At 70.4% G+C, this 11856-nt stretch carries 11 protein-coding genes, 2 pseudogenes and 1 riboswitch; of the genes and pseudogenes, 7 read left to right on the top strand and 6 right to left on the bottom strand.

Going from position 1 to position 11856, the window contains the following annotated elements; translation table 11 throughout:
• The first annotated feature begins 160 nt into the window (after positions 1-160).
• Positions 161-478, top strand: a complete 318-nt coding sequence (locus tag ACWCPY_RS06210) for a hypothetical protein (protein ID WP_451263149.1) — start codon at positions 161-163, stop codon at positions 476-478.
• A gap of 49 nt (positions 479-527) precedes the next feature.
• Here the strand turns inward: ACWCPY_RS06210 and ACWCPY_RS06205 are convergent.
• A pseudogene (locus ACWCPY_RS06205) lies at positions 528-756 on the bottom strand (TetR family transcriptional regulator); the annotation flags it as partial.
• On the opposite strand from ACWCPY_RS06205, the pseudogene ACWCPY_RS06200 reads away from it, so the two are divergent.
• Positions 756-1043 (top strand): annotated as a pseudogene (locus ACWCPY_RS06200) (FAD-dependent oxidoreductase); the annotation flags it as partial. The pseudogenes ACWCPY_RS06205 and ACWCPY_RS06200 overlap by 1 nt on opposite strands.
• Here ACWCPY_RS06200 and ACWCPY_RS06195 read toward each other — a convergent pair.
• A complete protein-coding gene (locus ACWCPY_RS06195) occupies positions 1037-1534 on the bottom strand; it encodes a transglycosylase SLT domain-containing protein (RefSeq protein WP_451263148.1) in 498 nt (165 codons plus the stop codon). The pseudogene ACWCPY_RS06200 and the gene ACWCPY_RS06195 overlap by 7 nt on opposite strands.
• Positions 1535-1536: 2 nt before the next feature.
• Positions 1537-1768, bottom strand: a riboswitch (cyclic di-AMP (ydaO/yuaA leader).
• Between the two features lie 604 nt (positions 1769-2372).
• Here ACWCPY_RS06195 and ACWCPY_RS06190 point away from each other — a divergent pair.
• Complete coding sequence (locus ACWCPY_RS06190; protein WP_451263147.1) at positions 2373-4043, top strand: ABC-F family ATP-binding cassette domain-containing protein; 1671 nt, start codon at positions 2373-2375, stop codon at positions 4041-4043.
• An 82-nt stretch (positions 4044-4125) separates the two neighbouring features.
• On the opposite strand, the gene ACWCPY_RS06185 is transcribed toward ACWCPY_RS06190, so the two are convergent.
• The 3 genes from ACWCPY_RS06185 to ACWCPY_RS06175 form a co-directional block, all read right to left on the bottom strand.
• Positions 4126-4800 carry a DUF305 domain-containing protein gene (locus tag ACWCPY_RS06185; RefSeq protein WP_451263146.1) on the bottom strand — a complete coding sequence of 225 codons (675 nt, stop codon included), beginning with the start codon at positions 4798-4800 and terminating at the stop codon, positions 4126-4128.
• A gap of 103 nt (positions 4801-4903) precedes the next feature.
• On the bottom strand, positions 4904-5323 hold the full coding sequence (locus tag ACWCPY_RS06180) for a hypothetical protein (RefSeq protein ID WP_451263145.1): 420 nt from the start codon (positions 5321-5323) through the stop codon (positions 4904-4906).
• A gap of 105 nt (positions 5324-5428) precedes the next feature.
• On the bottom strand, positions 5429-7408 hold the full coding sequence (locus ACWCPY_RS06175) for a heavy metal translocating P-type ATPase (RefSeq protein WP_451263144.1): 1980 nt from the start codon (positions 7406-7408) through the stop codon (positions 5429-5431).
• Between the two features lie 103 nt (positions 7409-7511).
• Here ACWCPY_RS06175 and ACWCPY_RS06170 point away from each other — a divergent pair, with 103 nt between their 5' ends.
• On the top strand, positions 7512-7913 hold the full coding sequence (locus ACWCPY_RS06170) for an ArsR/SmtB family transcription factor (RefSeq protein ID WP_451263142.1): 402 nt from the start codon (positions 7512-7514) through the stop codon (positions 7911-7913).
• Positions 7914-7930: 17 nt separating this feature from the next.
• On the opposite strand, the gene ACWCPY_RS06165 is transcribed toward ACWCPY_RS06170, so the two are convergent.
• On the bottom strand, positions 7931-8770 hold the full coding sequence (locus tag ACWCPY_RS06165; protein ID WP_451263141.1) for an alpha/beta fold hydrolase: 840 nt from the start codon (positions 8768-8770) through the stop codon (positions 7931-7933).
• A 57-nt stretch (positions 8771-8827) separates the two neighbouring features.
• Between ACWCPY_RS06165 and ACWCPY_RS06160 the strand changes: the two genes are divergently transcribed.
• The 3 genes from ACWCPY_RS06160 to glpK all read left to right on the top strand — a co-directional run bounded on the left by ACWCPY_RS06160 (position 8828) and on the right by glpK (position 11847).
• Positions 8828-9301, top strand: a complete 474-nt coding sequence (locus ACWCPY_RS06160; protein WP_451263139.1) for a MarR family winged helix-turn-helix transcriptional regulator — start codon at positions 8828-8830, stop codon at positions 9299-9301.
• 136 nt (positions 9302-9437) lie between these two features.
• Positions 9438-10283 carry an MIP/aquaporin family protein gene (locus ACWCPY_RS06155; protein ID WP_451263138.1) on the top strand — a complete coding sequence of 282 codons (846 nt, stop codon included), beginning with the start codon at positions 9438-9440 and terminating at the stop codon, positions 10281-10283.
• Between the two features lie 46 nt (positions 10284-10329).
• The gene (glpK, locus tag ACWCPY_RS06150; RefSeq protein WP_451263137.1) at positions 10330-11847 is read left to right on the top strand and encodes a glycerol kinase GlpK; all 1518 of its coding nucleotides are present in this window, start codon (positions 10330-10332) and stop codon (positions 11845-11847) included.
• Positions 11848-11856: the final 9 nt, after the last annotated feature.

Below are 11856 nucleotides of genomic sequence, written 5' to 3'. Positions count from 1 at the left end.
CGCGTCATAGTCCGGGGATCGGGGGGTGCGGGAACCGCAGCCCGGGCAGACGGAAAGTTTCGCCCGTATCCAGCATCCGGAAGGCGGGGCCGCCTTCCGCACGGACGGGGCGGCGAGCCCGCGGGTCGCGCATCCTCGGTGTTGATGCCAGCCTGGAGTCATGGCTTGGGCGTCATGGACGACTCGCGGTGTGTTCTCCGGGCACGGTGGCGTGCTGACGGAGGAGGTCGGTGTCCTGTCCGGGGACCTGACCGTTCACACGACCTGGGCGCAGGACATGGCCCAGGTCACTGTGCAGTACACCGGCGCGATCGACTGGTTCACCATGTCGGGCAGCCCCGTCGCGTGCCGTTCGGAGGAGGACAGCCGTCGCCTGCACGACGCGGTGGTGCAGGCGGTCCGGGCCGGGGCGGCGGCGACCGTTCCCGTGATGCCCCGCTCAGGACCGGCGAAGCCGGTGGAGCGCGCCCCGGAGTGAGGGTCCCGCGCGGACGAACCGGTGCGGGGAGGTGCCCGCGCGGCGATGGTCAGGCGCCGCGCAGCGCCGCGGCGACCAGTCCCGCGATCTCGTCCCTCGGCACTTCCCCGCCACCCACCAGCCGGTCGAACACCAGCCCGTCCACACAGGCCAGCATCGTGAGCGTCCGGCCCTCCGCGTCGGCCACGCCCCGCGCGTCCAGGAACGCCCGCACGGCCTCGCGTGCCGCGTTCTCGCGCGGTTACGAGAATCTCGCGCAACTCCGGGTGGCGCAGGCTCAGCCTGCCAGGCACTGGAGGACGCGGCGACGCCGGCCGCCGCGCTCCGCGCCGGACCCACCGTCGAGTCGGCGCTCGGCCGCTACGACGCCGAGCGCCGGCCCCGCAGCCAGTCGGTCGCCCGGGCCGCCCGCCGGGCCGGCCGGATGGGTCAGCAGCTGTCCCGTCCGGCGGCCGTCGCGCTGCGGAACACGGCACTGCGCCTCGCACCGTCCCGCGTCACCGTCCGCACGATCCTGCGCCATGCCGACTGGACGCCACCGCGGCTGGATTCCGTACCTCAGTAGGCCCCGAAGACGTTGTCGATGGAGCCGTACCTGTGGGCCGCGTAGTTGCACGCCGCGGTGATGTTGGCGACGGGGTCGTAGGCGTCCATCGCCGTTCCGGGCACGTGGTAGGCCCGGAAGGTCGGGTCGATGATCTGGAGGAGACCCTTGGACGGCGTTCCGGCGGCGGCGTTCGAGTCCCAGTTGTTGATGGCAAAGGGGTTGCCGGAGGACTCGCGCATCACGTTGCGGTGGATGCCGTCGTAGCTGCCGGGAATGCCGTGCTTGGCCATGACGGCCAGCGACTCCTTGATCCAGCCGTCCAGATTGTTCGTGTACGTCACGGGCTGCGCCGCGGGCGCCACGGCGCTGACGGACTGCGCCGGCGCCGCGGAGGCCGTGGCGGCGCCGGTCAACGGCAGCAGGAGGGCGGCCGCACCCGTGCCCACGGCTATGAAGCCCCGGGTCAGCGAGGTGGACCTACGACGACGGCAGGTAGGCGTTGCGGACATGATGAATTCCTCTCCGTCGCCTGCGAGGTGAGCTGTCGGGTTCAGGCTGGAGATGCCTGGCCGCGCTGAGCGCGGCTTCACCCCAGGGGCCTTTCGTCTGGATCAGGCCGGATCCAGACGAAAGACCCCAGCCGTTCCGGATACCGGGCCGGCGGCTTACCTGGGTCCCCCGCTCCTGCCGTACACGAGTGGGTCGGATGTCCGGGCGGCGGCAGGATTCGGCGTTCCGTCCGGATTGACGGTGACCGTAGGCGAGAGGGACCGAAAGGGACAAGACCCTGATTTCCACACGCAATTCACTTACAAGATCAAGTCACGGGAACAGTGGTAATCCAGCTCACATCGAGCACTCCCCCCTCCTTGCGCGGAAAGGGCTCCGCATCGCGTGACGCGACTCCGGGAGGATGGAAAGTGACTCGCGCCACGAATTCACAAAAGGTGCATTTCGCCAAGCATTTAAAAGGGCAATTCGCTCGAACCACCCATAACGGGACGGATATATCGCGACGGGGAGCTCACCTCGCCGGCCCTGCCCGACGCCCGGAGGCATTGCCATCCCTCCCCCTCCACCGTTATGGTGCTGATGTCCTGTTGTCTCCGATAGAGGTGGACGTTGCGCATCTGAGGTCTGCGAACATCACGCCGTACGGCACCGCCCGTACGCCTGTCACGCCGTAGCAGTGCTCCGCACTGCCCGTGACCCCGCGTGGATGCGACCTCGGTGCATGAGCCGTCCCTCGATCTCCAGGGCCGCCGTACCTTCCTCCGCTGCTCGGTCGCCGCGTGGTGCTCGCATACGAAGCCCCCACTCACCGCGCTTGCGAATGCGAGGAACACCATGGCGACACCCATCACCCCCGGCGCTTCCCTCACCTGCTCGGCCCTGTCCTTCAGCCGGCCGGACGGCACGACCGTCTTCGAAGGACTCTCGCTCGCCATCGGCCGGGGCCGCGTCGGCCTCGTCGGTACCAACGGCGCGGGAAAGTCCACACTGCTGCAACTGCTCGCCGGTCAACTCCGCCCCTCCCAGGGGTCGGTGACCGTCAGTGGTAGCCTCGCCCACCTTCCGCAGAACATCACCCTCGACACCACACTGCGGGTGGACCGGGCCCTGGGCATCGCCGAGCGGCGCGAGGCGCTGCGCGCCATCGAGTCCGGAGACGTCGACGAGAAGCACTTCGAGACGATCGGCGACGACTGGGACGTCGAGGAACGGGCCCTGGCGACCCTGGGCCAGCTCGGGCTCGGGGACATCGGACTGGACCGCACGGTCGGCCAGTTGTCCGGTGGCGAGACCGTGCTGCTGCGCCTGGCCGCACTGCTGCTGGACCGTCCCGACGTGCTGCTGCTGGACGAGCCCACCAACAACCTCGATGTGTTCGCCCGCCGGAGGCTCTACGAGGCCGTCGACTCCTGGCGCTCGGGCGTGCTGGTCGTGGTCAGTCACGACCTCGAACTGCTGGAGCGTGTGGACCGCATCGCCGAACTGCGCGCCGGATCCGTGAACTGGTACGGGGGTGGCTGGTCCGCGTACCAGGAAGCCGTGGCCACTGAACAGGAGTCCGCCGGGCGGACGTTGCGGGCCGCGGAGGCCGATCTTCGCCGCCAGAAACGCGAACTGGAGGAGACCCGGGTGAAGCTGGCCCGACGCCAGAGAAACGGGAGGAGGACCGAGGCCGAAGGAAGCCTCCCGAAGATCCTGGCCGGCCGCCGCAAGCGGTCCGCGCAGGAGTCGGCGGGCAAGCTTCGCGGCGTCCACGAGGAGCGGCTCAGCGAGGCGCGCGAGCGCCGTGAGGAGGCCGCGGAGGCCATCCGTGACGATGCCGAGATCCGCGTGGACCTTCCCCGCACCGCGGTGCCCGCCGGACGCACCGTGCTGAGCCTGCACGAGCTGCGCCCGCGGTTCGGGAGGCTCCGTGAGGGCAGCCTCCAGGTACGGGGGCCCGAGCGGATCGCGCTCGTCGGCCGCAACGGCGCCGGGAAGACGACGCTGCTGCGCACCCTCACCGGTGAGCTGTCCCCCTTGTCCGGCGAGGCCAGGACGTTCGTTCCGACGCGGTTCCTTCCGCAGCGGCTCGACGTGCTGGACGAGGAGCTGAGCGTCGCGGCGAACGTGGCCCGGATGGCCCCCGGGGTCACCGACAACCACATCCGTGCCCAGCTCGCGCGCTTCCTGTTCCAGGGGAGACGCGCGGAGCAGCCGGCGGGCACCCTCTCGGGCGGAGAACGCTTCCGTGCCGCCCTCGCGGCGACGATGCTCGCCGCACCGGCGCCGCAGCTGCTGATGATGGACGAGCCGACCAACAACCTCGACGTCGCCAGCGTGCGGCAGCTGACCGGTGCGCTCGAGTCCTACGAGGGGGCGCTCCTGATCGCCAGTCACGATCTGCCCTTCCTCGAATCGCTCGGCATCACCCGGTGGCTGCTGGTCGGGGAGGAACTCCGGGAGACCACCGCTCAGGAGGTGGTCGCTCTGCTCGCGGCTCCGGAACACACGAGCCCGGTGTGATCCGAACGCAAGGCCCAGGGGATGCGGGGCTTCGCACGACTCCCTCCGGAGGGCCGTGCGAAGGCCCGCACCCGCGCTGCGATCAGAGCCTGTCGATGATCTTGTTCATCTGCTCGATCTCGGCGGTCTGAGCGGTGACGACAGCGCCGGCGAGCTTCTTCGCGTCGGCGCTGTCGCCCTTCTTCTGCTCCTCCTCGGCCATGGTGACCGCACCCTGGTGGTGGCCGATCATCAGCTGGGCGAACTTCTTGTCGAAGTCCTTGCCCTTGGCGGCCGACAGGTCGCTCATGTCCTTGTCGGACATCATTCCGGGCATTCCCGAACCGTCCGTGCCGTGGTCCATCCCGGGCATGTCACCCATCGAGGACGAGTCCGAGGGCAGCGGCTCGCCCCACGAAGTCAGCCACCCCCTCATCGTGTTGATCTCGGGGTCCTGGGCCTTCTCGATCGCGGCGGCCAGCTTCTTGATCTCGGGGTCCGCAGCGCGGCCATCGGCCAGCTTCGCCATCTCGATGGCCTGCTGGTGGTGCGGAATCATCTGCTGCGCGAACTTCACGTCCGCGTCGTTGAACGTCCCGCCGGGCGTGACCGGTGCGGAGGCACTGCCCGAGCCGTGGTTCATGCCGGGCATGGACGAGCCGTCGGACTCCGAGCCGTCGGAGGTGCCGCAGGCCGCCAGTGCCAGAGCGAGGGCGGCCACGGTTGCGGCGGCCGCGAGCGGGCGGCGGCGGGCGGCGAGGGACAGGGAAGCGGACATCACAGGTTCTTTCCAGGTGGACGCGCCACATCCATGGCGCGCGAAAGGTACAGGGCCGTCCGGCCGGTCCGGGCCCGAAAGTCCGTGGACCGGCGGATTCCTGTCACGTCCGCGCGACGCACACCTGGAGCAGCAGATCCCTGCCGGCGAACGGCGGTCCCCGCCGGGCCGGACCGCGTACGGCCGTGCGGTGCCCGGCGAGCATCCCGACGGCCAGCAGCACCAGGCCCGACGCCATCAGCAGCGGCAGTACCCGGTCACGGGCATGGGTGAAGACGCACGACTCCCCGTTCGTCGCGGGCACGGCGGCGGCCACGCGCGCGGAGCCGTGCTCGCCCCGCACCACGAAGTGGCCGTCGGCGGTCGTCATGGACATGGGCGTCGCCGCGCTCGTGCCCATCACGTCATGACAGCCCTCCGCGGCGCTCGCCGGCGCGCCGTGCATGAGGAACAGCCCGCACAGGACGGCGCACAGCACGAGCAGCCGGGACGTGCCCGGTGTGCGTGTCCGTCCGCGATCCACGGCTGCCTCGAATGCTCGGTCGTACGGGTCGTGCGGTGCGGGCCCGACGATACCCCCACCGGGTTTCCCGTGGCGTGGCGCCCCGCCTCCGTGCCGGTGTGGGGCTCAGGCGTCGCCACCGGCCCGCGTCCAGGCGGCGTCGCGCAGCAGGCGCAGGCCGTTGAGGCCGACGATGACGGTGGAGCCCTCGTGCCCTGCGACACCCAGCGGGAGTGGCAAGGTGCCCACGAGATCCCAGATGACGAGGCCGGTGATGAAGACGGCCGCGATCACCAGGTTCTGCACGACGAGGCGGCGGCACCGGCGCGAGAGCGCCACCGCGGTGGGGACGGTGGCGAGTTCGTCGCGGACGACCACGGCGTCGGCGGTCTCCAGGGCGAGGTCGGAGCCGGCCCTGCCCATGGCGATGGCCGAGTGGGCGGCGGCCAGTGCCGGGGCGTCGTTCACTCCGTCCCCGACCACGAGCACCTTCCGCCCGGCGCTCTCCATCTCCTTGACCGCGTGCACCTTGTCCTGCGGCAGGAGTCCGGCCCGGATGTCGACGATCCCGGCGTCGGCGCCCAGGCGGGCGGCGGCTCGCGGGTTGTCCCCGGTCAGCAGCACCGGGGTGCTGCCGGTGAGTGCGCTGAGGCGGGCGACGGTGGTCCGGGCATCGGGGCGCAGCCGGTCGGCGATGCCCAGGACGCCGACGGGCGTGCCGTCGAGTACGACGAGTACGGCGGTGCGGCCGTCCTCCTCCAGCCGGGCGGCGAGCCCGGCGGCCGCTCCTTCGGCGCCGGTCCGGGCGTCCCGCAGACGGGCCGGGCTGCCGACCGCGACCCTTTGGCCGTCCACGGTGGCGGTGACGCCCATGCCCGGGGTGGAGTCGAAGTCCTCCACCGGGGGCAGGACGAGGCCACGGGCCCGGGCGGCTCCGGTGACGGCGCGTGCGAGGGGGTGTTCGCTGGGGTGCTCGGCCGCCGCCGCGAGGGTGAGCAGGGCGTCCTCGGTCAGGCCCGAGGACGTGAGCGGACGGATGTCGGTGACATGCGGGGTGCCCTCGGTCAGGGTGCCGGTCTTGTCGAGCGCCACGGCGTCGATCCGGCCCAGCCGCTCCATCACCACGGCGGACTTGATGAGCACCCCGTGCCGTCCGGCGTTGGCGATGGCTGACAGCAGCGGTGGCATCGTGGCCAGGACCACGGCGCACGGCGATGCGACGATCATGAAGGTCATCGCCCGGAGCAGTGTCGGCTGCAGTGCCGCACCGAAGGCCAGCGGCAGGGCGAACAGGGCGACGGTGGCGGCCACCATGCCGATCGAGTACCGCTGTTCGACCTTCTCGATGAAGAGCTGGGTGGGGGCCTTCGTCGCGGAGGCCTCCTCGACCATGGCGACGATCCGGGCGATCACCGAGTCGGCCGGGTCGCGCTCCACGGCCACCCGCAGCGCCCCGGTGCCGTTCAGGGTTCCTGCGAAGACCTCGTCGCCGGGCTCCTTGGGCATCGGCAGCGGCTCGCCCGTGATGGTCGCCTGGTCCACCTCGCTCGCCCCGTCGAGAACCCGCCCGTCGGCCCCGACGCGCTCGCCGGGACGTACCAGGATGACGTCCCCGACTGTCAACTCCTCGGTGGGCACGGCCTCTTCGGCACCGGCTGCGCCGATCCGGGTGGCCATGGCGGGTGCGAGGTCGAGCAGTCCGCGTACCGAATCCGCCGTGCGGGCGGTGGCGAATGCCTCCAGGGCGCCCGAGGTGGCGAAGATGACGATCAGCAGGGCGCCGTCCAGCACCTGTCCGATCGCCGCCGCGCCCAGAGCCGCGACGACCATCAGCAGGTCGACGTCCAGCGTCCTCCGGCCGAGCGCCCGCATCCCTTCACGGCCCGGCTCCCAGCCGCCGGCGAGATAGGTGAGTGCGTACAGCGGGCCCCACGCCCACCACGGGGTGCCGAGCAGGTGCAGCGGCAGCGCCGCCAGGAACAGCACCAGCGCGGCCGCGGCCCAGCGGGCCTCCGGAAGGGCCAGGATCCGGGTGCGCCGCTCGGCCGCCCCCGCGCCCCGGACCGGGCCGGTCGAGGGGGCCGGGCGGGTGACGGTGGATGACATGGGGGGGTGATCCTTCACGCGAGAAGGCGGAGTGCTCGGACCCTCTCACGATACAGGATCACATGAACACGCATTCATGTATACATCTCCGTAGGATGAGGGCATGGGCCACGGAGTTGACGCGAAGACCGCTGCCACCGCGCGCGAGCGCCTCGACGCGGTGGGGGCCACCGACGTGGCGTCCACCCTCCAGGCCCTCGCCACCCCGTCCCGGCTCCGCATCCTCGCCCGCCTCCAGGAGGGCCCCTGCCCCGCGACCGAGCTCGCCGAGGCGGTCGGCATGGAGCAGTCCGCCTGCTCCCACCAGTTGAGGCTGCTGCGCAACCTCGGCCTCGTCACCGGCGAGCGGCGCGGCCGCTCAGTGATCTACGCGCTGTACGACAACCACGTGGCCGAACTCCTCGACCAGGCTCTCTTCCATGTGGAGCATCTGCGTCTCGGCCTCCACGACGCCCCGGTGCAGGGAGCCGCCAAGGCCGGTGACACGGTGTCCGCCGTGCGCTGAGCCCCTGGGGCCGTGCGTCACACGGCGTCGGCCGCCCGGGCGGACACGTCCGTCAGGAAGTTCCCGAGGATCTCGCCGAAGGCATCCGGCCGCTCCATGTTGGGATAGTGCGCCACCCCTTCGACGCTTGCCTCGCGGCCGTCGGCGACGGTCCGCGCGAGGCGCCGGGCCATGGCGAGGTGGTCGTCGCAATCGATGCCACCCGTGACGGTCAGCACCGGGACGCCGACCTTCGCCGCCCGCGCCCAGGTGTCGGGGACGGGCACGAGCAGCTCGGGTTCGTCCGCGGTGTGCTTGGCCAGCGTCCGTTCGGTCATCGCGCGCAGGCGTCGCACGACGGTGCCGTCGACGTCGTCGAGTGTGCGGTGCGGTCCCGCCGCGAAGAGCATGAAGGCGTCGATCCAGCCCGCGATGTCACCGGCGGCCAGGGAACGGGCCTGCTCGGCCAGGACCCGGCGGGACCAGGAGTCGTGGAACTCGGGCTCGCTCGTCCCCGCCCCGCTGACGACCAACGCGCGCACCAGACCCGGATGTTCGAGCGCGGTGTCGAGCGCGGTGGCCCCGCCCATCGACACTCCGACCAGGACGGCGGGGCCCGCGTCGAGCCGGCGCAGCAGGGCGGCCAGGTCGTCCGTGTGACGGAAGGGCCTGCTCGCGTTGGACGATCCGCCGTGCCCGCGGGCGTCCGGCACGATCACACGGTGGTCCCGCGCGAGCTCCGGCACCTGGTCGTCCCACATCCCATGGTCCAGGAATCCACCGTGCAACAGCACCACCAGCGGGCCCTTGCCGGTGTCGCGGTAGACGAGGCGGCCGTCGTCGGTCTCGAAGAACTTCAACTCGGAGGCAGCATTCATGACAACCAAGGTGCCATCTACTCGCCACATTGGCAACCAAGGTGTCATGATGACCGTATGACCGACACCGATCCGCCCCTGGCACCCGAGGAACTGGCCCACCGGCTCACGGAGGTCTTCGCCCTGGTCGGCCCGCTCTACCGGCGTGTGCAGCGCAAGGTGGAGCAGGCCGCCCCGGTCGAGGGCCTGTCCGTGGGAGTCCGCGCCGTACTGGACCTGCTGCGTGAGCACGGCCCGATGACGGTTCCGCAGATGGGCCGGGCACAGGCACTGAGCCGGCAGTTCGTGCAGCGGATGGTCAATGACGCCGTGGCCGGACAGCTGGCCGAGACCATCCCCAACCCCGCGCACCAGCGGTCCTCCCTGGTCCGGCTGACCGAGGGCGGCCGGGCGGCGATCACCGCCGCCCTGACCCGCGAGCAGTCCCTGCTGCGCAGGGTGGAGGGAGATCTGACCGACGCCGAGGTGACGGCCTGCGTACGGGTGCTCGGCAGGATGCTGGACCTCTTCGACCAGGTCGACGTGGACTGAGACCGCACGGGGCACTCCCCCGGCACCTGCGGAAACGGCGCGTCCGCCACCGCATGCGGAACCAATTCCCGCCGCTTACGCTCGGATGTGGATCTATGCCGCCAGGAGTCGTCGGTCGACAGGAAGCGAGATCTCCATGGAGCGGCTCAAGAAGTCCGGAATCGCCGGGGAACTCTCGGCGGAGTTCCTCGGCACGATGATTCTGATCCTCTTCGGCTGCGGTGTCGTGGCGCAGGTCGTGGCCGGCGGTGCCCTCACCGACCCGCCGGGCGGCCTCGGAAATCACGACAGCATCGCCTGGGCCTGGGGTCTCGGAGTCACGCTGGGTGTCTACGTGGCGGCCAGACTGAGCGGAGCTCATCTCAATCCCGCCGTGACTCTCTCACTCGCCGCGTTCAAGGACTTCCCCTGGAAGAAAGTGGCGCCCTATTCCCTCGCGCAGGTCGCGGGGGCGTTCGTCGCGGCCCTGCTGGTGCGCTGGAACTACACGGAGGCGCTGGCCAAGGCCGACCCCGGACACACGATCAAGACACAGACCGTGTTCTCCACCCTGCCCGCCAACGGAAACCCAGCACTTCCGGTCCACGAGTGGGGAGCGTTCCGGGACCAGGTCATCGGCACCGCCATTCTCATACTGCTGATCTTCGCGGTCACGGATCTCCTCAACACCCCGCCGGGCGTCAATCTCAGCCCGTTCATCGTGGGCCTCATCGTGGTGGCCATCGGCATGGCGTTCGGGACGAACGCGGGGTACGCGATCAATCCCGCCCGTGACTTCGGCCCCCGGCTGGCGAGTTTCCTCACCGGTTACGGAGGGGCGTGGCGGGACCAGTACGGGAACTTCTACTTCTGGGTGCCGATCGTGGGCCCGTTCGTCGGCGGCCTGGTGGGAGCATTCGTCTACAAGGCCTTCATCGGCCGTTTCCTGCCCTCGGCGGAGGAGGAACCGGAAGGCACCATCCCCGTACTCCCGGAGAAGTGACGCCCGGCCCCATCACCGAGCCCGGACTCAGGAGAGGCAGCATGCCATGGCGGACTTCATCGGCGCAGTGGACCAGGGCACCACCAGCAGCCGCTTCATGATCTTCGATCACGGCGGCAACGAAGTGGCAAGACACCAGTTGGAGCACGAGCAGATCCTGCCCCGGCCGGGCTGGGTGGAGCACGATCCGGTGGAGATCTGGGAGCGCACCAACTCGGTGATGCAGACCGCTCTGCGCACCGGAGGTCTGAGCGGCACGGATCTCGACGCCATCGGTATCACCAACCAGCGCGAGACGACGGTCGTCTGGGACCCCCGCACCGGCCGGCCCCACTGCAACGCCATCGTGTGGCAGGACACCCGCACCGACTCGATCGCCAAGGCCCTGGAGAACGAGGGGTACGGCGAGGTCATCCGGCGCAAGTCGGGTCTGCCTCCGGCCACTTACTTCTCCGGCGGGAAGATCAAGTGGATCCTGGAGAATGTCGAAGGGGTCCGCGCGGCCGCGGAACAGGGACACGCCGTGTTCGGGAACACGGACTGCTGGGTGTTGTGGAACCTCACCGGCGGCCCCGACGGCGGGATCCACGCCACCGACGTGACCAACGCCAGCCGGACGATGCTGATGAATCTGGAGACACTGGACTGGGACGACGAGTTGCTGGACATCTTCGGCGTCCCCCGGGCGATGCTCCCGGCCATCCGGCCCTCCTCCGACGCCGAGGCGTACGGCCGCACGCGCACCTCCCGGCCGCTGCGCGCGGCGATCCCGGTCACCGGCGTGCTCGGCGACCAGCAGGCGGCCACGGTCGGGCAGGTGTGCTTCGAGCCGGGCGAGGCGAAGAACACGTACGGCACCGGCAACTTCCTCGTGCTGAACACCGGCACGGAACTGATCCGGTCCGAGCACGGCCTGCTCACCACCGTCGCCTACCGGTTCGGGCAGAGCCCGCCGGTCTACGCCCTGGAGGGCTCCATCGCGGTCACCGGGTCCGCGGTGCAGTGGCTGCGGGACCAGATGAAGATCATCTCGAACGCGAGCGAGAGCGAACACCTCGCACGGACGGTCGAGGACAACGGCGGGATGTACTTCGTACCGGCGTTCTCGGGCCTCTTCGCCCCGTACTGGCGCTCGGACGCCCGGGGTGCCATCGTCGGCCTGGCCCGGTACAACACCAACGGCCATCTGGCGAGGGCCACCCTGGAGGCCATCTGCTACCAGAGCCGGGACGTGGTGGAGGCGATGGAACAGGACTCCGGCGTCCATCTCGACGTGCTCAAGGTCGACGGCGGGGTCACGGCGAACGACCTCTGCATGCAGATCCAGGCCGATGTTCTCGGCGTACCCGTCAGCCGTCCGGTCGTCGCCGAGACGACCGCGCTCGGTGCCGCCTACGCAGCCGGGCTGGCCACCGGATTCTGGCGGGACCAGGACGAGTTGCGGGAGCACTGGCAGGAGTCGAAGCGGTGGGAGCCCCGGTGGAGCGAGGAGCAGCGGTCGGATGGCTACGCCAACTGGAAGCGGGCGGTGGAGCGCACCCTCGACTGGGTCAGCGTGGAGTGACGGTCGACG

It is taken from the genome of Streptomyces sp. NPDC002403 (genome assembly GCF_053593015.1).
The sequence above is the reverse complement of the archived record's forward strand: the minus strand, read 5'-3'. Positions and strand labels throughout refer to the sequence as shown.